Here is a 21,251-nt window from a genome sequence, read left to right as displayed (position 1 = left end):
CGGGGGCCCCGCCCGGCAGCCGCTCGCCGACCGGCGTCGCGCCCCCAACCCCCCCCGCCCCCGCAGGCTCCGACAAAGCCCAAACGCGCTCGGCGCAAACGACATTGGGGCCGGCTACTGGCGGTCGTGCTGCTACTGGCCGCGATCGCAGTGGTGGCAGGCGGCGCCTGGATAGACTCGTCGCTGCAGCGCATCCCCGCGCTGGCCGATTACCCCGGCCGGCCCGCCGCCGGCGCGGGCACCACGTGGCTGCTCGTCGGATCGGACAGCCGCCAGAACCTGACCCCCGAACAACAGGCGCAGCTGACCACGGGTGGGGACATGGGTGATGGCCGCACCGACACGATCCTGCTGGTGCACATCCCCGCCATCACCTCGAGCACCGAGGCGACGATGGTGTCGATACCTCGTGACTCCTACGTGTCGATCCCGGACTACGGCAGCGACAAGATCAATGCCGCGTACTCGGTGGGCGGCCCGCAGCTGCTCGCCCAGACCGTCGAGGAGGCGACCGGCCTCCGGATCGACCATTACGCCGAGATCGGCTTCGACGGGTTCGCCACCATGGTCGACGCGGTCGGCGGGGTGACGATGTGTCCCGCCGAGCCCATCAGCGACCCCCTGGCCGGAATCGAACTGCCCGCCGGATGCCAGAAGCTCGACGGCCGCAGCGCGCTGGGGTTCGTCCGCACCCGGGCCACACCGCGCGCGGACCTCGACCGCATGGTCCACCAGCAGGAGTTCATGTCCGCGCTGCTGCACCGCGCCACCAGTCCATCGGTACTGCTCAACCCGCTGCGCTGGTATCCGATGGCGCGGGCCGCCGGCCGTACCTTCACCGTCAACGAGGATGACCACGTGTGGAATCTGGCCCGGCTCGCGTGGGCGATGCACGGTGATGTCCTCACCACCACCGTCCCGATCGGGGAGTACTCCAGCGGGGACGTCGGCTCGGTCGTGGTCTGGGACGACGCCCTGGCGGGTCAGCTGTTCGAGGCGCTACGCACCGATTCCCCGGTACCGCAGGACGTCCTCGACGCACAGCCTTGACGCGGCTTCAGCAAACACTTCTACGCCGGTGTAAGTGGCGTCACCACGGGGCGGCTCGTTAAGGTAAACCTCGCCTGTGTTAGGTCGACCTTCACTGACAGTGCCCTCTGAGCTGGTCTATCGTGGCGTTCATGACCACTGCTGAAGCCTCCGACACCAAATTCCACGCCCTTCTGCAGGAGCAGATCCGCAACGAGTTCGGCGCCGCGCAGCAATACCTCGCCATTGCGGTTTACTTCGATGGAGCCGACCTTCCGCAGCTGGCCAAGCACTTCTACCGCCAGTCCGTCGAAGAGCGCAATCACGCCATGATGCTGGTGCAGTACCTCCTCGACCGCGACGTCGAATTCGAGATCCCCGGGATCGACGCGGTGCGCAACAGCTTCGACGCTCCGCGCGACGCGCTCGCGCTGGCGCTCGATCTGGAGCGCACCGTCACCGAGCAGATCGCCCGGCTGGCAGGTGTGGCGCGCGACGAGGGTGACTACCTCGGCGAGCAGTTCATGCAGTGGTTCCTCGGCGAGCAGGTCGAGGAAGTGGCGCAGATGACGACGCTGGTGCGCATCGCCGACCGGGCCGGCGACGACCTCTTCCATCTGGAGGATTTCGTCGCGCGCGAGCTGGGCAAGGCGCCGAAGGACAACGGCGCACCGAAGGTCGCGGGCGGCGGCCTCTGAGCGTCGCGCGGGGCTGATCGCGGCTAGTCGCGACCCGCGCCGGCCAAACCGTTCTGCAACCAATCCTTGGTGCGGCCAGGGTGGTTGGTCGCGACCCAAGCCACCCCGACGTCGCGGCAGTACTGCACGTCCTCGAAATGGTCGACGGTCCAGCAGTACAGCGCGCGGCCTTGTGCGGCCGCCCGGTCCACCAGCTCCGGATGCTCCCGCAACGTGGCGATCGAGGGGCCGACCGCGGTGGCGCCCACCGTCGTGGCGGCGCTTCCACCGAGGTAGCGCGACGTCTCGCCGAGCAAAACCGTCGGCAACATCGGCGCTGCGCGGCGGATTCGCCACACCGCGGCCGCCGAGAACGACATCACCACTGCGCGCGACAGGTCCGCCGATGCGGGCGAGGCGATCCCGAATCGGTGCAGGAGGGCCAGCACCTTGCTCTCCACCAGCCCACCGAACCGGACGGGGTGCTTGGTCTCGATGAACAGTTTGACCGGGCGGTTCCAGTCGAGCACCAGCGAGATCAGGGCTTCGAGGGTGAGCAGACCCGTATCACTTTGGGCCTCAACGACATTCCGACTGGGATGCCAACTGCCGTAGTCGAGCTCCCGCAGTTGGGCCAGCGTCATGTCGCTGACGATCCCCGTTCCGTTCGACGTGCGGTCGACCCTGCGGTCGTGCACACACACCAGGTGGCCGTCACGGGTGAGCCGCACATCGCATTCGACACCGTCGGCGCCCTGCTGCAGCGCAAGCTCGTACGCCGCGAGCGTGTGCTCGGGACGGTCGGCCGACGCGCCGCGGTGGGCCACGACGAATGGATGACCCCCGAGCGTCGGTCCGGAACTCGCGTTCTCGGCGGCTTCGGAGTCGCCTGTCATACGGCCTATGCTGCCGGGTCCTGCCCCTGCGACTCAACCGGAGCCTCGGGCTCGGGTCGATCCTGTGTCGGCGTGCCGTCGTCGGGGACGATCACCCAGCGCTTGCTCGGGCGCTCGACCGGTTGCCGTTCGAAGCCGGAGACGACCTTCATGGCGAGCAGCAGGGTGGTCAGCGCCAGCAGATAGGCGATCATCGTGGTCATCGTGTTGTCAGCGATTCCCTGCGCATCGCGGGTGAAGCTCGTCGCGATCGACCAGATCGACACCGCGTAGCTGGCCACCCACGCGAGCCACCAGACCGCGATCGGCCTGCGCAGATAGCTGAGTCGCTGCTCGACGCCCGCCAGTTCGAGGACGAACACCGGGGCCCAGAACAGGTTGACGAACGGGAGCAGACAGCCGGCCTGAAGCCGCCAGGATGGTCGAGGGTCGGTGGTTCCCCGGTAGGTGTATGCCACGGCCCGCCTGGCGATCAGCCAGTTGGTCAGCACGATGAGGCTGGCCACCACCATGAACGCTGCAACGACGCTGAGCACCACACCGAACCATGTCGCGATCGCCGCGATCCACGGGGGCAGCAACACCGACCGGTTGATGATCAGCAGCACGTAGCGCGCCAGATGGATCAGCGCCGCGGCGCCCAGTACCGCCATCGTCAGCAGCAGCGTGCCCGTCACCATGCCCGGCGACGGCCCGCGGCGCGGCTCTTCCTGCTGCTGGCCGGCCGGCGCGATCTGATCGACGAGGCCCCATCGCGGGATGGTCGCGTATCGGGGCGTCGGGCCGAGGGCGCGCTTCGGGCGCCGCGGATGCGGCGGTGCGCCCGGCCGCACGGCGATCCAGCGGTAGCCGGGCGGCAAGTGCGGCCGCGGGCCGGCCTGTCCGGGCGCAGACCGCGCGCTCCACTGGGCGTTCCCGGCATCGGGCGCAGAAGCCGACGGCGGCAGCAACGAACCGTTGCATCGCGGACACCACGTCCGGCGCCGGTCGCGCACGTTCCACCGGGTGCCGCACGACGAACACACCTGGATCATTTCGCTCCTCGCGCGCGCGGAATCACTTCGGCCCTCGCCCAGCCACTCGACCAGGGTAGCGACGAGCCCTCAGACGACACCCGGCCCGCCGTCGTCGGTCACCACCGGTCGGCCGGCACCGGCCCAGGCGAACATGCCGCCGTTGACGTTGACCGGTGAATAGCCGTTCGCGGCCAGGTACTGCGCCACTTGCTGTGACCGCCCGCCGGCTGCGCAGATCACGAACACCTGCGCGTCGGCGTCGATCTCCGCCAGCCGCGCCGGTACCTCTCCCATCGGGATGTGCCGCGCGTCCGGGGCATGCCCGCGTGTCCACTCGTCGTCTTCCCGCACGTCCAGCAGGATCGTCCCGGAACCGAAGGTGGTCGGCACGTCGGCGATGTCGACCTGCCCGATTTCAGCCTCGTTCATGCCTCAATGCTGACATGCCCTCGGCCGGCCCGCGGTGACAGCAATGCCCACCTATCCACAGTTTCCACAGGTTCATCCACAAGCCCCGACATCGGACAACCCACCGTGAGCCGCTGAATCTGTGTTTTTCCTGAGGGCCGCTGTGGATAAGCCGTCGGCGATTCGGCGTCCCCATCAACAGGCCTCGGCAGGGCGAGCGAAATCGCTAGTCACGCTAACCGCGACCGGGCCGGCGGTGCCGGTATCGGTGGTGAGTGCGAGCCGATTTTTCCGGTGCGCCGTGAGGGGTTATGATCGGCGTCACACACAGCCGCTGTGATAGATCTCACCCGCGGGAAGCCGTAACCATGCAGGTCAGGAGGGGTTCATGACGTCTTCGATGGGATCTGGTTCGGCGATGCCCCCCACGGAATGGCAGTCCTCGACACCCGCCGCCTACACCCGCAGCCAGTTGATGGCGTGCCTGCGCGCCGGTGCGATCGCGCTCGTGCTGCTGGTCGTGTTGGCCCTGATCGTCCTGTACTGACGAGGTGCTCCCGCCGCGACGCGGACACGAACGCGCATACGAAAGAGCCGCCGAGTCGTGACTCGGCGGCTCATTTTCGTGCCGGAAGGTTCTCAGGCGGGCGGATAGACGCCCATCTGCTTGCCCTTGTCGGTCTGCCAGAAGATGTCGGCGATCTCGTCGATCGTCTTGAGCAGCTTCTCGGCCACGGCGACGTCGAGCGACTTCTTGACGTCGCCGGCGCCGTGGACACCGTCCCAGAACAGCTGGTGCAGGTTGGGGAACTGCTCGAAGTGATCCTTGGTGAAGAAGTCGGCCCACAGCACCATCAGGTGATGCTTGACCTCCTCGGCTTGCCGCTCCTTGATGATGATGGCGCGCGCGCGGAAGTGCTCGTCGTCTGAGTCGTGATACTTCTGGATCGTCTTGAGGCACGAGAGCGCCTCGATCTTGGCCTGCGCGGGGTCGTAGACGCCGCAGTAGAGATCGCAGTGGGCATGGGCAGGGGTCGCGTTGTTGAACAATCGATGCAGCATGGTCCTAACTTACCCTTTGGGCGTGGGCCGCAACCAGACACCGCGACGCTGGCCGTTGCGGCTGTTCCGAGTGGTCGACGACTCGATGCGCCCGACCGTCGCGCCCGGCGACGGGCTATTGACCATGCGGGGCGGGAGCATTCGGCGCGGGCAGCTTCGGGTCTTCCAGGATCCGCGTCGTTCGACACGGTGGCTCGTCAAGCGGGTCGGTGATGTCTACACCGACGGCCGCGACGTGATTTTCGAAGCCCGCTCGGACAATCCCGGCGCCCCCGGTGCCGCCGACTCCCACGATTTCGGTTGGATCGCGGCGGCCGGGTCGTATCGCGTGCTGTGGACGGCCCGAGCAGATTCCGGCGATTAGCAGTCGTGTCCACTTGCGTGCCAGGCAAGTTCTGCCGCATGCTGAGCAAATCGACCCACTGGCGTGTCGGGCCATCAGTCGGCCAGCGGCCGGCGTCCGAACACCGATGGCGCGGAGGCGATATGGAGCGGGAGTCGGGCAGGGCGATCGAGATCGCACCCTTCCATTCACGCGGTTCACTCAAGGGATTCGTCATCTCGGGCCGCTGGCCGGACTCGACCAAAGAGTGGGCGCAGTTGCTGATGGTCGCCGTGCGGGTTGCATCGCTTCCCGGATTGCTCTCCACGACAACGATTTTCGGTGCCCGCGAAGAACTGCCCGACGAGCCCGAACCCAATACGGTCGGTTTGGTGGTCGCCGAGGGCACCGTGGTCGGTGAGTCAGCGGTGCCGCCAGGCTATTTCGCCGAGCACCAGCCACCGGCCCTGCTGATGCTGCATCCGCCGTCGGAAACCACACCGTCGCTGCCGGAGTGCAGCGGGGCGGCCTCGGGTTGCGTGTTACTGCCCGGCCTCCCCCACCTCGGTCTCGAGCACCGCGCCGCGTGGGTGGAAGCCGAATCCGACGGCACGGTGACCTCCATGGTGAGCCGCGTAGGCGTCGACCCCATCAGCCACCCGGACACCGCGATCCTCGCGATGCTGCTTGCGGCATAAGGGCTTTCGAAGCATTGATTCGGGCCCCTGAACGGTGGTTTCGGTTGTCCGAAAACCTGCGTGGCACTGGCGCATCCGTGACACCGCAGCTATGGTCGGTTCAGAAAGCGAAGGGGAGTAGCCCCCAATCGTCGTGTCGACACACTGGCGCAAGCCCGGCCGGCGAACCACACACCAAGCTGTGGTGGGCGAGACCTTCGACCGAAGCCGGCGGGGGCGTGAGCACCGTTTCGCCGGCGACGCGTCGAAAGGGTCGTCTGCATGCTCGCCGCCATTCTGGTCAGCCTGGCCGTGGTCTTCGTCGCCGAACTCGGCGACAAGTCGCAGCTGATCACCATGACCTACTCGCTGCGCCACCGGTGGTGGGTCGTGCTCTCCGGGGTCGGGATCGCCGCGATGCTGGTGCACGGCCTCTCCGTCGCCGTCGGACACTTTCTCGGCATGACGCTGCCCGAACGCCCGATCGCGTTCGTCGCCGCCATCGCGTTCCTGTTGTTCGCCGTGTGGACGTGGCGCGAGAACGGCGACGACGACGAGATCCGCATCGCCGAGCCGCGGTTCGTCGTCCCCGCCATCGTGTCGTCGTTCGTCCTGGCCGAACTCGGCGACAAGACGATGCTGGCCACCGTCGCCCTGGCCAGCGAACACCACTGGGCAGGCGTGTGGATCGGCGCGACTGCGGGCATGGTTCTGGCCGACGGCGCCGCGATCGCCGCCGGCAGGCTGCTGCACCGCCGACTGCCGGAGCGGTTCCTGCACGGTTTGGCCAGCGTCCTGTTCCTGGTTTTCGGCCTGTGGCTGCTGTTCGACGGTGCGCTGGGGCTGCGGTGGCTCGCCATGGCGGTCACCGCCTGTGTCAGCGTCTCGGTGCTGGTCGTCTGGCTGATCCGCCGCCGCCGCGCACCCGCGCCGGAGGGAACAGACCAGGCGTCAACCCAGGTGCCCTGACCACGGCTGCACGTTCGGCGACGGGACGCTCAGCGGCTCCGCGACCCTCCGCGCGGCGTTTGGCAAACGCCGCGTTCCGCCGGAATGCATGCAACTGATGTTGCCGGCGGCGGTCATCGGGCCCGCGGTGGGCACGGTGTCCGGCACCTCGGCAAAACTAGCTCGACAAAGTCGCCGTTGTTTGCTTCGTCGCACCGTATGGTAGAGGCGTCGGCGCACGCGAAATGCGTCGAGGCCGGCACGGCAGCGGGTGCCGAGCGCGGGGGCGGATCAACTTTTCCCGGGTTTGCACTTGGTTGTTGCCACAACACTCGCTACGATGATCAGCAAATACGCCGCTTGTACACCGCTCGTCCAATGCATGTGGAGGTCATATCGATGAGCACGACGTTCGCCGCTCGCCTGAACCGGCTGTTTGACACGGTCTACCCGCCGGGACGCGGCCCGCACACCTCCGCTGAGGTGATCGCGGCACTGAAGGCCGAGGGCGTCACCATGTCCGCTCCGTACCTCTCGCAGCTGCGCTCGGGCAACCGCACCAACCCCTCTGCCACCACCATGGCCGCTCTTGCCAACTTCTTCCGGATCAAGCCGGCCTACTTCACCGACGACGAGTACTACGAGAAGCTCGACAAGGAGCTGACCTGGCTCGCCAGCATGCGCGACGAGGGTGTCCGGCGTATTGCCGCACGCACCGTCGGCTTGTCGCCGGAGGCCCAGCAGGACATCGTCCAAAAGGTCGACGAGCTGCGTCGTCGCGAGCATCTCGACGATTAGCCCGACACGGCCCGCCGCGCCGCCCCTGGCGAAGCGGAGCCGCGCCACCAGCTACGCTGCTTGACCCGTCGCGCCGTCGCGGCGGGTCAGTGCTCTGTACTGCTCCGCGATCTCCAGGATCCATTCGCGATCCGAGTACTCGCTGGGCTGGTTCAACCACCCCAGGCCGGGAAAATCGACACGCTTGTCCTCCGAGGCGCCGTCGGTTCCCGAATGGATCCACTCGGCTATCGCCCTGGCCTGTTCCCGCGGCGGCACCGGCGGGGATTCGAGGTCCGTCTCGTCGGGGTCGGCGTCATCGCCGGACACCGCACCGCGCGGGTCGACCCGGAGTCTGCGCCGATGCTCGGCGGCCGTGGCTTCCAGGTAGAGCGCGTCGGAGATCAACGACATCCGTTCGGCGACCCGGAAGACGAGCGGACCGCGTGGCCGGACACCGATACCGATGTCGGGGTGCCTGCGGCCGAGTTCGGTGAGGATCGGCTGGATCACACGCAGTTCGCGCCTGGCGCCGAACCAGTCCTCGATGCTGGGCAGCAGCGATCCCGCGGCGACGACCAGCATCGCGCAGCCCAGGAGCGTCGCCGCGGCCCCGACGCCGACCGGCCCGTCGCGGTCGAGGGCGCGCAGAAAGAAGAAGGCGGACGCCACCACGATCAGCACGATGCCGATCGTGAACACGAACAGCGCGCGCCCCCGGCGGCTGCGGTTCGAATACCGCAGCCCGGCCCACGAGACCAACGACAGGGCCAGCAGCACGTAGAGCAGTGGCAGCAACCACGGCAGCGTGTTCGACCCGCCGCTGAGATTGCGCTGCAGGTATTCCTGCGGCGACATCTCGGGCTGGCGGCCGGCGGAGAAGAAGGCCACGCCGGTCACCACTGCGATCACCGCGGCGACGCTGTACTGCGCCAACGCGATCCTGCGGATGGTCGCCGGTTTGCGCACCGACGACACGGTCGTGATCATCACGCAACTGCCCGCGGCGCACGCGACCAACGCCACCTGGGACAGGCCCAGCGAGATGTTCGGCCAGCGCAGCAACCGGTCGATGAGCAGCGTCAAGGGCTGCCAGTTCAGCGCGGCGATCAACGCCAGGCTCGCCAAGGCGACGATCATCGCGGTGCTCACCAGGCTCTGCTTGTTGACCAGCGCCCATCCGATGCGTAGTCCGGTGGCCAGCCCGAGCAGACCGGCGATCACCCAGACGATCAACCAAACGCCTCTCCGAGCCGCACCTGCACGATCGACGAGCGGTCCGAGGGAAGCCGGCCCAGGCGGTACAGCAGCAGGGCCGCGAAATCCTCGGCCTCCTGCTCGGCCTCCTCACCCGCCGGACCCATACACCCGGTCCGCTGGTTGAGCATGTAGCTGATGAGATCGGAGCTGGCGAACTCCGTGCTCTGTTCGGCGGCCTGCGCGACGGGGATACCGTCGTGGCCCAACACCAGATGGCCCAGCTCGTGGGCCAGGGTGCGGTCCCACGCGGGCAGGCCCTTCTGGATCAGGAACACGTCGTGGTCGTTGTACTGGCGCCACTGCCCACAGACACCGGGCGGCAGCTCGGCCATCTTGAGCTCGATGGGTCGCTTGCGGTCTTCGCTGACGGCCTCGACGAGTCGGGTCAGCGACACCTCCCCGTGTCGCGGCGCCAGTTCGAGCACGGCCCCGACCGCACGGGTGACACGGCGGTTAGCTGGCATGGATCCCCCTTCCGACCAGTTCACTATGCGCTGTCCGCCGTCTTGACGGGCGGCTTCGGTGTCAGTTCGCGAACGTTTGCGGTCTGTATAAGCATGCCCTCAATACGCCATGCAGCCAAGACGCATCCGGTACGGCTTCGCCGGCGCCGAGCCGCCCGCAGCCTCAACACCGTGAACGATAGGGTTGTGCTGCACCGACAACCTGCACAGCCATGACCTCAGCAACCGAAAAGACCTCCGGGAGGCAGCCGGGATGAGCCCGTTCAAGCGACGCAAAACCCGCGCCACCCGCAGGGCCGAGGCCCGCGCGATCAAGGCGAAGGCGAAACTGGAGGCCAAGTTGGCCGCCAAGAACGAAGCCCGTCGCATCAAGTCCGCCCATCGGGCCGAGGCCAGGGCGCTCAAGGCGCAGATCAAGGCTCAGCGCGACAGTGACCGGGCCGCTCTCAAGGTCGCGGAGACGCAACTGAAGGCCGCCCGCGAGGGCAAGCTGTTCGCCCCGGGCCGAATTCGTCGTGTGCTGACCGTGACGCGACTGCTCGCGCCGATCGTGGTGCCCGTCGGCTACCGCGCGGCCATCGCCGCGCGCGGCTATGCCGACCAACGCCGGGCGGAGCGGCTCGGGGTTCCGCTCAGCCAGGTCGGCCAGTTCAACGGCCACGGCGCCCAGTTGTCGGCCCGCATAGCCGGCGCCGAGCAGTCGTTGCGATTGGTCTCCGAGAAGAAGCCGAAGGACGCCGAGACCAAACAGTTCGTCGGGGCGATCACCGAGCGTCTCGGGGACCTGTCCGCCGCGATCGCCGCCGCCGAGCACATGCCGCCGTCGAGGCGACGTTCTGCGCACGCCGCCATCGAACGTCAACTCGACGGAATCGACGCCGACCTGATGGCTCGGCTCGGCGTGAGCTGAGCCGCAAGTGTCGCCGTCCGGCTTCGCGGCCCGCCTTCGTGGCGCGGCGTCGGGGCTGCTGACGGCGGCGCTCGCCCTGGCCGCGCACGGTTACGGCGGTGCCGAGCCGCCCACCGGTGCCGCGGTCGTGGCGCTGGGCATCGTCGCGGTGACCGTCGGCACGTTGACGACCACCCTGTCGGGCGCTTCGAAAACCCTTGTGTTGCTTGTGGTTCTGGCGTGCGGTCAGATCGTCGGCCACATCGTGCTGGGCGCCTCCGGGCATCTTCACGCGCCGCGGACCGCGGCGATGGTGGCCGCGCACGCGGTGGCGGTCGGCGTCGGTGCGGCGCTGATCGCGGCGGGCGACCGGCTGTGCGGGGTGGTGTCGCGCGTGGTGCGCGTGGCGGTACGCGTGGTGTGCCCGCCGCCCGCACCGCATGCTCGCCCCATCGCGCGGCGGCCCGACCAACCGCTGCGCTCCGCGCTGCTTCTGGCCGCTTCCATGTCTCATCGCGGGCCGCCGGTCAGCCCCGCGCGCTGATCGACATACCAACGGCAAGAGAAAGACTTGTTTCGATGAGAACCATCACCAGGGTGCCCCGTCGCGCCCTCACCACCGTTGCCCTGATCCTCTGGCTGACGGCCGCAGTGCTGGCTACCGCGGGCACCGCCTCCGCGCACGCAACCCGCATCGCGTCGGATCCGGCGGAGAACGCCCGGCTGACCGAGGCGCCCGCAACGGTGTCCGCGACGTTCAGCGAGGCGCTGCAGCCACAGTTCGCGGCGATGACCGTCGTCGGCCCCGACGGCAATTTGTGGTCGACCGGCGAACCGCAGGTCCAAGGCGCTGTCCTGAGCGTCGGCGTTCGCCCGCTCGGACCGTCGGGGCTCTACACCGTGAACTACCGGGCGACGTCAGCGGACGGGCACGTGGTCAACGGGTCCTGGACGTTCGAGCTGAGCGTGCCGGGCACCGGGACACCGGGGCCGTCGGCGGCCGAACCGGCCGAAACCCCCGCCGACGACGGCATCCCGGTGTGGCCGTTCTTCGTGGGAGCGGTCGTCATCGTCGGTGTCGGCGCGATATGGGCGGTGCGGCGGCGCGCGTGACCCGTCAGCGCACCGTGGTCGTCGGGGCGGTGCTCGCGGCCGCCGCGACCGGCCTGTCCTGGGCGCTGGCCTACCCGCACGGGTCGCTCAGTTCGACGGTGGTGCGGGTCCTGGCCGACTGCGCGGGTGTCGTCACGCTGGGCTTGGCCGTGGTGCCGATGCTCGACGGCGAACGGCACCGCGGCGAGTTGTTGGCCCGCTCGACGCGACCGCTGGCGGCCGCCTCGGTGCTGTGGCTGCTCGCCGAGCTGAGCCGGACGATCGTCGGCGCGGCACAGACCGCCTCGCTGCCGGTGTTCCGGCTCGGCGTGCAGACCACCGTCGACTTCGCGACGACGACCGCGGCGGGCCGGGCGGGCATGCTCGCCGTGGTCGCCGCGGCCGCCATAGCGCTGGCTGCGCTCGTGGCACCGCGGACGGCGTCGTGGAATGTCGCCGTGATCGGCGCGGCGGCGGTCGGAGTCGTCGCACGCCAACTGACCGGGCACTTCGCGGACAGCCCGCTGGGTGGTGTGGCGGTCACCGTGCACACCCTGGCCGCCGCGTTGTGGGTCGGTGCGCTGGCAGCGCTGGTGCTCACGGTGGACCATCGAGGTCAGTGGGCCCGGATCTTGCCACGCTTTTCTGCACTGTCGCTGGTCTGTGTGGTGGTGCTGCTGGTCGGCGGGGTCGCCGGTGCCGCAATCCGGTTGGGTGCACCGGCCGACCTGTACGCGACCGGCTACGGGCGGCTGGTGTCGGCCAAGATCGCGGTGACCTTCGCGCTCGTCGTCCTCGGCTGGCGAAACCGCACGATGTGGCTGCCCGCCGCTCGGTCGCATCGCACCACGGCGGTGGTGTCCCGATCGCGGGCGCGGTTCGAAACCGCACTGATGCTCGTCGCACTGGTCCTGGCGGCCGGTCTGGCCGTCACCGGTTAGTGCCATATCCGACCTGGCATGATGGACCGATCGACTTCCGGCCGCACGCTCGGCGGCCCCGGCGACGAGACACTGCAAAGGAGCAGCCCGATGGCAGAGCAGCAGGGCCGACCCGACGAACAGCCGCAAGGCACACCACCGGCGGATCAGTCGACCCCGCAGCCCGCCGCCGCGGAGTCCGCGAGCGTCTCGCCTGACCCGCTGATCCCCCCAGCGCCGGCGAAGAAGACGCCGGCCAAGAAAACTCCCGCCAAGAAGGCCGCCAAGAAGACCCCCGCGAAGAAAGCGGCGAAGAAGGCCGCACCGGCAAAAAAGACGCCTGCCAAGAATGCCCCGCCCAAGAAGGGCCCGGCGAAGCAGGCGCCGGCCAAGAAGGCGCCCGTCGGCGAATCGGCCGCAACCGGCAACGATGTCGAATCTGCAGCGAAAGTGACTGCCGCACAGGCGAAATCGACGGTCGCTGGCGCAAGCAATCCGGTGGCCGGGCCGCCGACGCCGATGATCGGCCCCGAACCGTCCCGGTTGCCGGTTGCGGCGGCCATCGCGGCGGGTGTGCTGGCGATCATCGTCGTGCTGCTGATCCGCCGCGGAAGCGACCAGGACTGACAAACGCTTGACCCTCACGCCGCGTCAGGGTCGATAGTGGCGTCATGGACGCCATGACCGTCGGCGCGGTGGCCACCCTCACGGGTGTCTCGGTACGCACCTTGCACCACTATGACCACATCGGTCTGGTGGTACCCAGTGTGCGCACCGAGGCGGGCTACCGCGGCTACACCGACGCCGATATCGAACGGCTGCACCTGGTGCTGGTGTACCGGTCGATCGACATGCCCCTGGACGCGATCCGCACCCTGTTGGACGGGGAGGGTGACGTGCTCGAACACCTCGAACGCCAGCACCGGCTGCTGCTGGACCGTGCGGATCACCTGCAACACACGATCAAGGCAGTGGAGGAACTGATGAGCTCACACCGCAGCGGCATACAACTGACCGCCGACGAGCAGGTCGAGATCTTCGGCAGCGCGGTGTTCGACGAGTACGCCGCCGAATCCGAGCAGCGTTGGGGCGGTTCCGACGCGTGGAGACAGTCGCGGCAGCGGACGGCGCGGATGACCAAGCAGGACTGGATCGAGTTCAAGGCCGACAACGATGCGCTGTTGGCGGCGCTGGCCGCGGCCCACCGCGACGGTGTCGCTCCCGGCACACAGCGCGCGGACGAACTCGCCGCCTGGCATCGCGCCAACATCGAGCGCTTTTACGACTGCGATCACGAGATGCATGTGCGCCTCGCCGAGATGTACCTGGCCGACGAGCGGTTCAAGCGCTACTACGACGACGCCGAGCCGGGGCTCGCGCAATTTGTGCACGACATCATCGTGGCCTGCGCCGATAGCTGATCAACTGGACCCGACGCGAACGTCGCGAAGTTACGCTTCCGGTACCCGACGTCAACGGGGTGGGGAGCATGACTGGGCAACCGCCGTCGGGCACGGTGACGTTCCTGATGACCGACCTCGAAGGGTCCACGCGCATGTGGGAACAGGACCCCGAGGCGATGAAGGCCGCCATGGTTCGCCACGACGAACTGTTGGAGCAGACGATCGCCGAGCACAACGGGTTCGTGTTCGCGCGAATGGGCGACGGGATGGCCGCCGCGTTCCCCACGGCCGGTGACGCCGTGCGCGCAGCGACGCTATTTCGCAACTCACTCCTCGAGGAGGAATGGCACACGCCGAAACCACTTCGCGCCCGGATCGGACTACACACCGACGAGGCGGTCGTGGTCGAGAACCACTATGTCAGCGAGCCGGTCAATCGCTGCTCTCGGTTGATGGCGGCCGCTCATGGTGGGCAGACCGTGGTGTCGGGTGCCACCGAACCGCTTGTGCGCGACGAACTTCCCGACGGCTCCCACCTCGTCGACCTCGGCGAGCACCGACTGCGCGACCTCGGTCGGCCAATGCGTATTTTCGAACTGGCCGCCGATACGGCCGACCATGGATTTCCGCCGCTCCAAACACTGGACGCCTTCCCCGGAAACCTTCCCGCACAGGTCAGTTCGTTCATCGGTCGCCAGACGGAGGTGTCCCGCGTGGCTGCCGCGCTCGCCGGCTCGCGCGTCGTGACGGTGACGGGTGTGGGTGGGGTCGGAAAAACGCGGTTGGCGTTGCAGGTCGCGGCCGACGTACTGCCCCGCTATCGCGACGGGGCATGGCTTGTCGACCTGGCAGCGGTCCGCGACCCGGACGGCATCGCAACGGCCGTAGCGGCGGTGTTCCGGCTGTCCAGCCGGGCCGGACAGCCGCTCGACGAACTGCTGCTCGAAATGCTCGAGAACAAGCGGCTGCTGTTGGTGCTCGACAACTGCGAGCACCTGATCGGGGCGGCCGCCCGCCTGGTGTCTCGGATCGAGCGGGACTGTCCCGATGTCGTCGTACTGGCCACCAGCCGCGAAGGTCTCGCGGTCGACGGTGAGCAATTGATCGCGTTACCGCCGATGAACGTCGGACTGCCGGACGACGCCCTCGAGACCCTGTTGAACACCGACGCCGTCAAGCTTTTCGTCGAGCGCGCACGTGCCGTCAACGCCGATTTCGCGCTGTCCCAGCACAACTCTCGCGCGGTGGCGGAGATCTGTCAGCGACTCGACGGGGTTCCGCTGGCCATCGAATTGGCAGCGGCGCGAGTCATCGCGTTGAGCCCCGCAGAACTCGCCCAGCGCCTGGACCGCCGATTCCAGCTGCTTGCCGGAGGAAGGCGTGGCGCCGTCGAACGGCATGCCACACTTCGTGCGGCCATCGACTGGTCCTTCGAACTGTTGAACTCGAACGAACAGCGGCTGCTCGGCCGGATGGCCATCTTCTCGGCGGGGTGCACCCTGGAGGCGATCGAGGAGGTGTGCAGTGACGATCCGTTGCGCTCCGAGGACATGCTGGACCTCGTCACGACGTTGGTGTCGCGGTCACTCGTCGTAACCGAAGACAGCTCGGCGGGAACCCGCTTCCGCATGCTCGAGACCGTTCGTCAGTACTGAGAGGAGAAGCTGGCCGAGTGGGGCGAGACGGACGCGCTGCTACTCAAGCACGCCCATTTCTACGGGGATCTGTCCGCGAGGGCGGCAGAACATTACTACGGGCCCGAACAGATTCGTTGGTCCAGACGGATCAATCTCGAACGCGAGAACATCCGCACGGCGCTGGCCACGGCGATCGACAAAGGACACACGCGATTGGCCGTGCAACTGGTCGCCGACCATCCGCATCATCACGGTTACGGCGGAACCGGCGAGGTTTTCGAGATCCGCATACCCTCCGCCCGGGTGATCGATCTCCCGGGCGCCGACCAGCAGCCCGGCTATCCTCGCGTGCTGATGGCGGCGGCCTGGCACGCCTATCTGTCCGGGGATTTCGACCGCGCCGACGAATGGCGCAGGCAGGCCGTTGAAGCCGATGCGCCGCATCCGAATACCAGCCATCGGCCGACAGTGGCGATGGACGGCTTCAATCTCATCGCGATGGCGGCCCTCGCGTCCGGCGACTACTCGGGTGCGGTGTCGGCATATCGTTCGGCCGCCGATATAGCTGAAGCGGACGGGTATCCAGCTCTGGCCGCCGTCGCCCTCGCGGTATCGGTGAACGCGGCGCTCCTCGGCGGTTGTGACGGCACCGAGGAAGTCGCGCGGGCCGAAGAGGCACTCCGGTTGGCCCGGCGGTCCGGGATGCACGCGGCAATCGTTATGGCTCTCAACTCCCTCGCGCTCGCCCTGACCGACGCGGACCCGGCGCGGGCCACAACCCTTCTGAGGGAGAGTGTCGAGCGTTGCGCCGACCCGGGGGAGGCCAGTCCATCAGGAGTCCTCACCGCGTCGTTGGCGGCCGGCCGACTCGGCGACTGGAATCTCGCATTGCGGCTTGGCGCCCGTTCGATGCAATTGGAGCGCTGGGTGATGGCGCCGTTGCAGGTCGCTCCCTGTCTCGCGACATACGCGCGGGCGTTGGCCGAACACCAACCCGAAGCAGCCGGTGTCCTTCTCGGTGCCGCCTACGCGACTTTCCAGCGCGCGGCGGCCGAATCGAGGAAGGCGGGGAGACACGCCGCGGCCCCCACAGGCCCGAACGCCAACTTCGTCGTCACCGCGATGCACGACACCGGCCGGATCGTCGCGGCAGCTCTGGGTGATGGACGCGCTCGAGAGCTTCATGCCGAGGGCAGACAGATGGGTATGGACGACGCGATCACCTACGCCCTGGCCGTCGTCGAAACCGGCTCCCCTACCATCGACCGGTGAGTATCGAGCCCCGTCCCACCGCTGACCTGGTCGATGACATCGGCCCCGACGTGCGCAGCTGCGATCTGCAGCTCCGCCAATTCGGCGGGCGTGTGCAGTTCGCCGGGCCGATCGTCACGGTGAAGTGCTTCCAGGACAACGCGTTGCTGAAGTCGGTCTTGTCCGAGCCGGGTGACGGCGGCGTGCTCGTGATCGACGGCGACGGGTCCCTGCACTCGGCGTTGGTCGGCGATGTCATTGCGGGGCTCGGCGTCGAAAATGGTTGGGCCGGTTTGATCATCAACGGCGCGGTCCGCGACTCCGCGACGCTGCGCACCCTCGACATCGGCATCAAGGCGCTCGGCACCAATCCGCGCAAGAGCACGAAAACCGGTGAAGGCCACCGCGATATCGACGTCGAGTTCGGCGGCGTGGTCTTCACGCCCGGCCATATCGCCTACAGCGACGACGACGGCATCGTGGTGGTCGAACCGTAGTTCCCCGCCCGACTGCGCATTCTCATACGCGACACGCCGCCGTGGCGTATGAGAATGCACACTCGCGGACGCGAGACGCTGGCTAAGCCGAAGCCTTCACCGACGCACGGTGTTTGGTGAACTCCAGCGCCTCATCGTCGACCTTGCCGCGACGAATCAGCCGCAGGTCGAGCAGATAGTTCTGCTTGAGCCGCCACGGCGCGACATGTCCCGCCTTCGGCAGATAGTCCAGCGCGCGCAGGACGTATCCGGGGGTGAAGTCCATCAGCGGGCGTTCGTCGACACTGTTGCCGGGATGCATCGGTTCGACACGGTCGAATCCATTGGCGTCCATGTAGTTCAGCACCCGGCAGAAGAACTCCGAGACCAGGTCGGCCTTCAACGTCCATGACGCGTTCGTGTAGCCGATGGTGAACGCCATGTTCGGCATGTGGGTCAGCATCATGCCCTTGTAGGCCATGGTCTCGTTCAGCTCGATCGGCTCGCCGTTGCGCATGATCGCCGCACCACCGAACAGCTGCAGGTTCAAACCCGTTGCGGTGACGATGATGTCGGCCTCGAGCTCCTCACCGGAGGCGAGCTTGATGCCCGTCTTGGTGAACCGCTCAATGGTGTCGGTGACGACGTCGGCCTTGCCGTGGCGAATCGTCCTGAACAGATCGCCGTTGGGCGCCAGGCACAGCCGCTCGTCCCACGGGTTGTAGCGCGGCCCGAAGTGCTTCTGTACGTCGTAGCCCTGGGGCAACCGGCGCTGCGCCATGGTCATCAGCTGCTTGCGCATGAAGTTCGGGAAACGCCGGCTGATCTGATACTGCGCGGACTGGAACAAGATGCTCTTCCAGCGGTTCAGTACATACGCCGGCCTCTCCGGCAGCGTCTTCTTCGTCCGAACCGCGAACGGATCCACGTCGGGCAGCGAACCGACATAGGTCGGTGAGCGCTGCAGCATCGTGACGTGGCCGGCGCCGGAGTTGGCCAGCGCCGGAATCAGGGTGACCGCGGTCGCGCCGCTACCGATCACGACGATCTTCTTGCCCTGGTAATCGAGATCCTCGGGCCAGTGCTGCGGATGGATGATCGTGCCCTCGAAGTCGTCACGGCCAACAAATTCGGGGGCGTAGCCCTGGTCGTAGTTGTAGTAACCGCTCGCGGCGAACAAGAACGACGCGGTGATTTCGGCTTCCTGTCCGTCGCGCTCGACGCGCACGGTCCAGCGGTTGTTCTCATCCGACCAATCCGCCGACAGCACGCGATGGCGGTAGCGGATGTGCTTGTCGATGCCGTACTCGGCAACGGTTTCCTTGAGGTACGCCATGATCGACGGCCCGTCGGCGATCGCCTTCTCCGAGGTCCACGGCTTGAACCGGAAGCCCAGGGTGAACATATCGGAATCGGAGCGGATGCCGGGGTACTTGAACAGGTCCCAGGTACCGCCGAGGTTCTCCCTGCGCTCCAGGATTGCGTAGCTCTTGTTCGGGCAGCGGTCCTGCAGATGCCAGGCTGCGCTGATGCCGGAGATGCCGGCGCCCACGATGACGACGTCGAGGTGTTCGCTCATGGTACCGGAGCGTATCAACGGGGTGTCGAGTTAGTCAACACTGTGTCGATAATCTCGACAGCGTGTAAAGTCGTTCGATGTGACCGCCGTTAGCCAGTCCCGCGGACCGCGGGGACGCCGTTCCGGCCGCCCCTCCGGTGATGACCGTGAACAGGCGATTCTCTCGACCCTCGAGGCGCTGCTCGAGGAGCGATCGCTGGCCGACATCTCGGTGGACGACCTCGCCAAGGGCGCGGGAATCTCCCGTCCGACGTTCTACTTCTATTTCCCGTCGAAGGACGCGGTGCTTCGTGCGCTCGTCGAGCAGGTCATCAACGAGGCCGACCGCAATGCCGACGACGCGATGGGCGGCATGGATCCCGCGGTGGATCCCGCCGGAGTGTGGAAGGCCATCAACGCGCTGTTCGGGACCTTCGGTGCGCACCGCGCGGTCACGCTCGCGGGGGCCGACGCCCGGCCCACCAATCCCGACGTGCGCGCGCTGTGGTCACGCTTCATGCAGAAGTGGATCGACCACACCACCGCATCGATCGAGAGTGAACGCGCTCGCGGCGAGGCGCCCGAGACGATTCCGGCGCAGGATCTCGCGACGTCGCTGAACCTGATGAACGAGCGCACGATGCTTGCAGCCTTCGCATCCGAGCAGCCTGCGGTCAGCCCCGACCAGCTCGTCGACACCCTCGCCCACATCTGGGTCACGAGCATCTACGGCACCACTCGCCACTAGTCGGTCCTCGATGCGAACATATGTTCGTGTCCACTGGTTCCGGGGCGGCCTCGACGAGCATTCTGCACGCCGACCTCGATTCGTTCTACGCCTCGGTCGAACAGCGTGACGAGCCGTCGCTGCGCGGCCGGCCCGTCATCGTCGGGGCAGGCGTGGTGCTGGCAGCCAGCTACGAGGCCAAGGCATACGGTGTGCGCACCGCGATGGGCGGACGAGAAGCACGCCGCCTCTGTCCGCACGCGATCGTCGTGCCTCCACGCATGTCGGCGTACTCCCAAGCCAGCCGCGCGGTCTTCGAGGTTTTTCACGACACAACTCCGGTGGTCGAACCGCTGTCGGTCGACGAGGCGTTTCTCGATGTGTCGGGGCTGCGGCGGGTCTCGGGCACCCCTGTCGAGGTCGCGGCCCGGTTGCGGGCGCGGGTCCGTGAAGAGGTCGGCCTGCCCATCACCGTCGGCATCGCGCGCACCAAGTTCCTGGCCAAGGTCGCCAGCCAGGAAGCCAAACCCGACGGGTTGCTACTCGTCCCACCCGATCGCGAGCTGGCGTTTCTGCACCCGTTGCCGGTGCGCCGACTCTGGGGTGTCGGCGCCAAGACCGCCGAGAAGCTGCACACCTACGGCATCGAGACGGTGGCCGACGTCGCCGAGTTGAGCGAGTCCACTCTCGGATCCCTCGTCGGCGCGGCGATGGGCAGCCGGTTGTTCGCGTTGTCGCGCAACATCGATCGGCGCCGGGTGGTCACCGGTGTGCGCCGGCGCTCGGTCGGTGCGCAGCGTGCGCTGGGCCGGCGCGGCAACACGATGTCGCCGGGCGAGATCGACGCGGTCGTCGTCAACCTGATCGACCGCATCACCCGGCGGATGCGCAAGGCCGGGCGGACCGGGCGCACCGTGGTTCTGCGGCTGCGCTTCGACGACTTCGGCCGTGCCACCCGGTCGCACACGATGCCACGCGCGACCGCGTCGACCGAGGTGATCCTGCACACCGCCCGGGGCCTCGTGGCCGCGGCGGCGCCGTTGATCGCCGAACGCGGTCTCACCCTCGTCGGGTTCGCCGTGTCCAACATCGATCGCGACGGCGCGCAACAGCTCGAGCTGCCGTTCGAGGAGAGCCACGACACCACCGCGGTCGACGAAGCCGTCGACCAGGTGCGTCAGCGGTACGGCAATTCCGCGGTGACCCGCGGCGTGTTACTTGGCCGCGACCCCGGTCTCGAAATGCCCCAGCTACCCGACTGACCCGGGCTTGCCTTTGCGCGGCTGGGCCTTCGCCCGCTTGGCGGGATGTGCCTTCTTGGCTGCCCGGACCGGCTTCGGCGGTGGGTTGGCGGCTTCCGTCTTCGCCGACTTCATCGGTGGCACAGCCTTTTTCGCGGGCGCCTTCTTGGCGGGCGCCTTGGTGGGCGCCTTGGTGGCCGCCTTCTTGGCAGTCGTCTTCTTGGCCGGCGCCTTCTTCACCGGCGCCTGGGCCGCCGCCTTCTTGGCGGGCACCTTGGTCACCTTCTTGGCGGGTGCCTTTTTCGCCGGAGCCTTGGCCGCCTTCTTGGCTGGTGCCTTCTTCGGTGGCGCCGACGACGGTTTGCTGTGCTCGGCCTGGTCTTCGGGCTCGCCGCTGACGCGTCGTACGAGGCGACCGGCGGTCTCGCCCGCCGCGTTCGCGAGCTCTGCGGCACGCGCGCCCAGCGCCGCGGCCGTCTCACCGATAATTTTTCTCACAGTCACCCTGTACCCCGTTCGGG

The 21,251-nt window shown here is 67.7% G+C and carries 26 protein-coding genes; 18 read left to right on the top strand and 8 right to left on the bottom strand.

Annotated features, from left to right (window positions below; genetic code table 11):
- Both AU197_RS03770 and AU197_RS03765 read left to right on the top strand, forming a co-directional pair.
- A partial coding sequence (locus tag AU197_RS03770) for an LCP family protein (protein ID WP_231744809.1) occupies positions 1–1,050 on the top strand: 1,050 nt, incomplete at its 5' end.
- Between the two features lie 131 nt (positions 1,051–1,181).
- On the top strand, positions 1,182–1,727 hold the full coding sequence (locus AU197_RS03765) for a ferritin (protein WP_064401196.1): 546 nt from the start codon (positions 1,182–1,184) through the stop codon (positions 1,725–1,727).
- 23 nt (positions 1,728–1,750) lie between these two features.
- Here AU197_RS03765 and AU197_RS03760 read toward each other — a convergent pair whose 3' ends face one another.
- From AU197_RS03760 to AU197_RS03750, 3 genes are all read right to left on the bottom strand, one after another.
- Positions 1,751–2,602: a glycerophosphodiester phosphodiesterase gene (locus AU197_RS03760; RefSeq protein ID WP_064401174.1), complete on the bottom strand. Its 852-nt coding sequence runs from the start codon at positions 2,600–2,602 to the stop codon at positions 1,751–1,753.
- 5 nt (positions 2,603–2,607) lie between these two features.
- Positions 2,608–3,636 carry a DUF4328 domain-containing protein gene (locus AU197_RS03755; protein ID WP_064401173.1) on the bottom strand — a complete coding sequence of 343 codons (1,029 nt, stop codon included), beginning with the start codon at positions 3,634–3,636 and terminating at the stop codon, positions 2,608–2,610.
- Positions 3,637–3,705: 69 nt separating this feature from the next.
- The gene (locus AU197_RS03750; protein WP_064401172.1) at positions 3,706–4,047 is read right to left on the bottom strand and encodes a rhodanese-like domain-containing protein; all 342 of its coding nucleotides are present in this window, start codon (positions 4,045–4,047) and stop codon (positions 3,706–3,708) included.
- A gap of 367 nt (positions 4,048–4,414) precedes the next feature.
- On the opposite strand from AU197_RS03750, the gene AU197_RS26210 reads away from it, so the two are divergent.
- A complete protein-coding gene (locus tag AU197_RS26210) occupies positions 4,415–4,573 on the top strand; it encodes a hypothetical protein (protein ID WP_156434292.1) in 159 nt (52 codons plus the stop codon).
- 92 nt (positions 4,574–4,665) lie between these two features.
- Here the strand turns inward: AU197_RS26210 and sodN are convergent, their stop codons facing one another.
- Positions 4,666–5,088 (bottom strand): superoxide dismutase, Ni, encoded by a 423-nt coding sequence (gene sodN, locus AU197_RS03745; RefSeq protein ID WP_064401171.1) that lies wholly within the window; start codon positions 5,086–5,088, stop codon positions 4,666–4,668.
- An 85-nt stretch (positions 5,089–5,173) separates the two neighbouring features.
- Between sodN and AU197_RS03740 the strand changes: the two genes are divergently transcribed.
- The 4 genes from AU197_RS03740 to AU197_RS03725 all read left to right on the top strand — a co-directional run bounded on the left by AU197_RS03740 (position 5,174) and on the right by AU197_RS03725 (position 7,833).
- On the top strand, positions 5,174–5,452 hold the full coding sequence (locus AU197_RS03740) for a S24/S26 family peptidase (protein ID WP_231744813.1): 279 nt from the start codon (positions 5,174–5,176) through the stop codon (positions 5,450–5,452).
- 122 nt (positions 5,453–5,574) lie between these two features.
- A complete protein-coding gene (locus tag AU197_RS03735) occupies positions 5,575–6,108 on the top strand; it encodes a hypothetical protein (protein ID WP_064401170.1) in 534 nt (177 codons plus the stop codon).
- Positions 6,109–6,369: 261 nt separating this feature from the next.
- Positions 6,370–7,056 carry a TMEM165/GDT1 family protein gene (locus AU197_RS03730; RefSeq protein WP_064401169.1) on the top strand — a complete coding sequence of 229 codons (687 nt, stop codon included), beginning with the start codon at positions 6,370–6,372 and terminating at the stop codon, positions 7,054–7,056.
- Between the two features lie 378 nt (positions 7,057–7,434).
- Positions 7,435–7,833, top strand: coding sequence for a helix-turn-helix domain-containing protein (locus tag AU197_RS03725; protein ID WP_064348517.1), 399 nt, complete (start codon positions 7,435–7,437; stop codon positions 7,831–7,833).
- A gap of 51 nt (positions 7,834–7,884) precedes the next feature.
- Here AU197_RS03725 and AU197_RS03720 read toward each other — a convergent pair whose 3' ends face one another.
- Together AU197_RS03720 and AU197_RS03715 are read right to left on the bottom strand one after the other, a co-directional pair.
- Positions 7,885–9,048: a hypothetical protein gene (locus tag AU197_RS03720; protein WP_064401168.1), complete on the bottom strand. Its 1,164-nt coding sequence runs from the start codon at positions 9,046–9,048 to the stop codon at positions 7,885–7,887.
- Positions 9,045–9,536 carry an ImmA/IrrE family metallo-endopeptidase gene (locus tag AU197_RS03715; protein ID WP_064395089.1) on the bottom strand — a complete coding sequence of 164 codons (492 nt, stop codon included), beginning with the start codon at positions 9,534–9,536 and terminating at the stop codon, positions 9,045–9,047. Before AU197_RS03715 ends, AU197_RS03720 begins: the two co-directional genes overlap by 4 nt.
- Before the next feature lie 253 nt (positions 9,537–9,789).
- On the opposite strand from AU197_RS03715, the gene AU197_RS03710 reads away from it, so the two are divergent.
- From AU197_RS03710 to rraA, 9 genes are all read left to right on the top strand, one after another.
- Complete coding sequence (locus AU197_RS03710) at positions 9,790–10,446, top strand: DUF6474 family protein (RefSeq protein WP_064401167.1); 657 nt, start codon at positions 9,790–9,792, stop codon at positions 10,444–10,446.
- A 7-nt stretch (positions 10,447–10,453) separates the two neighbouring features.
- Positions 10,454–10,969, top strand: a complete 516-nt coding sequence (locus tag AU197_RS03705) for a hypothetical protein (RefSeq protein ID WP_064401166.1) — start codon at positions 10,454–10,456, stop codon at positions 10,967–10,969.
- 35 nt (positions 10,970–11,004) lie between these two features.
- A complete protein-coding gene (locus AU197_RS03700; RefSeq protein ID WP_064401165.1) occupies positions 11,005–11,538 on the top strand; it encodes a copper resistance CopC family protein in 534 nt (177 codons plus the stop codon).
- Positions 11,514–12,458, top strand: a complete 945-nt coding sequence (locus tag AU197_RS03695) for a CopD family protein (protein ID WP_064401164.1) — start codon at positions 11,514–11,516, stop codon at positions 12,456–12,458. Before AU197_RS03700 ends, AU197_RS03695 begins: the two co-directional genes overlap by 25 nt.
- Before the next feature lie 90 nt (positions 12,459–12,548).
- Positions 12,549–13,064 (top strand): hypothetical protein, encoded by a 516-nt coding sequence (locus AU197_RS03690; RefSeq protein WP_064401194.1) that lies wholly within the window; start codon positions 12,549–12,551, stop codon positions 13,062–13,064.
- A gap of 44 nt (positions 13,065–13,108) precedes the next feature.
- Entirely contained in the window at positions 13,109–13,858 is a 750-nt protein-coding gene (locus tag AU197_RS03685; RefSeq protein WP_064401163.1) for a MerR family transcriptional regulator, read from the top strand.
- Positions 13,859–13,926: 68 nt separating this feature from the next.
- Positions 13,927–15,495, top strand: coding sequence for an ATP-binding protein (locus AU197_RS03680; protein ID WP_064401162.1), 1,569 nt, complete (start codon positions 13,927–13,929; stop codon positions 15,493–15,495).
- Positions 15,496–15,690: 195 nt separating this feature from the next.
- Positions 15,691–16,749, top strand: a complete 1,059-nt coding sequence (locus AU197_RS03675) for an ATP-binding protein (RefSeq protein WP_156434291.1) — start codon at positions 15,691–15,693, stop codon at positions 16,747–16,749.
- Complete coding sequence (gene rraA / locus AU197_RS03670; RefSeq protein WP_064401160.1) at positions 16,746–17,225, top strand: ribonuclease E activity regulator RraA; 480 nt, start codon at positions 16,746–16,748, stop codon at positions 17,223–17,225. The genes AU197_RS03675 and rraA overlap by 4 nt, the downstream gene beginning before the upstream one ends.
- 82 nt (positions 17,226–17,307) lie before the next feature.
- On the opposite strand, the gene AU197_RS03665 is transcribed toward rraA, so the two are convergent.
- Positions 17,308–18,783 carry a flavin-containing monooxygenase gene (locus tag AU197_RS03665; protein ID WP_064401159.1) on the bottom strand — a complete coding sequence of 492 codons (1,476 nt, stop codon included), beginning with the start codon at positions 18,781–18,783 and terminating at the stop codon, positions 17,308–17,310.
- A 79-nt stretch (positions 18,784–18,862) separates the two neighbouring features.
- Here AU197_RS03665 and AU197_RS03660 point away from each other — a divergent pair, with 79 nt between their 5' ends.
- Together AU197_RS03660 and dinB are read left to right on the top strand one after the other, a co-directional pair.
- Positions 18,863–19,510: a TetR/AcrR family transcriptional regulator gene (locus tag AU197_RS03660; RefSeq protein WP_064401158.1), complete on the top strand. Its 648-nt coding sequence runs from the start codon at positions 18,863–18,865 to the stop codon at positions 19,508–19,510.
- Between the two features lie 20 nt (positions 19,511–19,530).
- Positions 19,531–20,751: a DNA polymerase IV gene (dinB, locus tag AU197_RS03655; protein WP_064401157.1), complete on the top strand. Its 1,221-nt coding sequence runs from the start codon at positions 19,531–19,533 to the stop codon at positions 20,749–20,751.
- On the opposite strand, the gene AU197_RS26430 is transcribed toward dinB, so the two are convergent.
- Positions 20,740–21,228: a hypothetical protein gene (locus tag AU197_RS26430; protein WP_064401156.1), complete on the bottom strand. Its 489-nt coding sequence runs from the start codon at positions 21,226–21,228 to the stop codon at positions 20,740–20,742. The two genes, dinB and AU197_RS26430, sit on opposite strands and share 12 nt — an antisense overlap.
- Positions 21,229–21,251: the final 23 nt, after the last annotated feature.

Source organism: Mycobacterium sp. IS-1590, assembly GCF_001500025.1.
Classification (GTDB): Bacteria; Actinomycetota; Actinomycetes; order Mycobacteriales; family Mycobacteriaceae; genus Mycobacterium.
Note: the sequence above shows the minus strand (reverse complement) of the source record. Positions and strands in the feature narration are given on the sequence as shown.

What these genes read in the sequence shown, in the direction of transcription:
- dinB (WP_064401157.1), top strand. Translation starts at nt 19,531, where the DNA reads ATGTTCGTGTCCACTGGTTCCGGGGCGGCCTCGACGAGCATTCTGCAC.
- AU197_RS26210 (WP_156434292.1), top strand. Translation starts at nt 4,415, where the DNA reads ATGACGTCTTCGATGGGATCTGGTTCGGCGATGCCCCCCACGGAATGG.
- AU197_RS03665 (WP_064401159.1), bottom strand. Translation starts at nt 18,783, where the DNA reads ATGAGCGAACACCTCGACGTCGTCATCGTGGGCGCCGGCATCTCCGGC.
- AU197_RS03680 (WP_064401162.1), top strand. Translation starts at nt 13,927, where the DNA reads ATGACTGGGCAACCGCCGTCGGGCACGGTGACGTTCCTGATGACCGAC.
- AU197_RS03685 (WP_064401163.1), top strand. Translation starts at nt 13,109, where the DNA reads ATGGACGCCATGACCGTCGGCGCGGTGGCCACCCTCACGGGTGTCTCG.
- AU197_RS03760 (WP_064401174.1), bottom strand. Translation starts at nt 2,602, where the DNA reads ATGACAGGCGACTCCGAAGCCGCCGAGAACGCGAGTTCCGGACCGACG.
- AU197_RS03695 (WP_064401164.1), top strand. Translation starts at nt 11,514, where the DNA reads ATGGGCGGTGCGGCGGCGCGCGTGACCCGTCAGCGCACCGTGGTCGTC.
- AU197_RS03710 (WP_064401167.1), top strand. Translation starts at nt 9,790, where the DNA reads ATGAGCCCGTTCAAGCGACGCAAAACCCGCGCCACCCGCAGGGCCGAG.
- AU197_RS03725 (WP_064348517.1), top strand. Translation starts at nt 7,435, where the DNA reads ATGAGCACGACGTTCGCCGCTCGCCTGAACCGGCTGTTTGACACGGTC.
- AU197_RS03730 (WP_064401169.1), top strand. Translation starts at nt 6,370, where the DNA reads ATGCTCGCCGCCATTCTGGTCAGCCTGGCCGTGGTCTTCGTCGCCGAA.
- AU197_RS03715 (WP_064395089.1), bottom strand. Translation starts at nt 9,536, where the DNA reads ATGCCAGCTAACCGCCGTGTCACCCGTGCGGTCGGGGCCGTGCTCGAA.
- sodN (WP_064401171.1), bottom strand. Translation starts at nt 5,088, where the DNA reads ATGCTGCATCGATTGTTCAACAACGCGACCCCTGCCCATGCCCACTGC.
- AU197_RS03735 (WP_064401170.1), top strand. Translation starts at nt 5,575, where the DNA reads ATGGAGCGGGAGTCGGGCAGGGCGATCGAGATCGCACCCTTCCATTCA.
- AU197_RS03740 (WP_231744813.1), top strand. Translation starts at nt 5,174, where the DNA reads ATGCGCCCGACCGTCGCGCCCGGCGACGGGCTATTGACCATGCGGGGC.
- AU197_RS03690 (WP_064401194.1), top strand. Translation starts at nt 12,549, where the DNA reads ATGGCAGAGCAGCAGGGCCGACCCGACGAACAGCCGCAAGGCACACCA.
- AU197_RS03750 (WP_064401172.1), bottom strand. Translation starts at nt 4,047, where the DNA reads ATGAACGAGGCTGAAATCGGGCAGGTCGACATCGCCGACGTGCCGACC.
- AU197_RS03765 (WP_064401196.1), top strand. Translation starts at nt 1,182, where the DNA reads ATGACCACTGCTGAAGCCTCCGACACCAAATTCCACGCCCTTCTGCAG.
- AU197_RS03755 (WP_064401173.1), bottom strand. Translation starts at nt 3,636, where the DNA reads ATGATCCAGGTGTGTTCGTCGTGCGGCACCCGGTGGAACGTGCGCGAC.
- AU197_RS03700 (WP_064401165.1), top strand. Translation starts at nt 11,005, where the DNA reads ATGAGAACCATCACCAGGGTGCCCCGTCGCGCCCTCACCACCGTTGCC.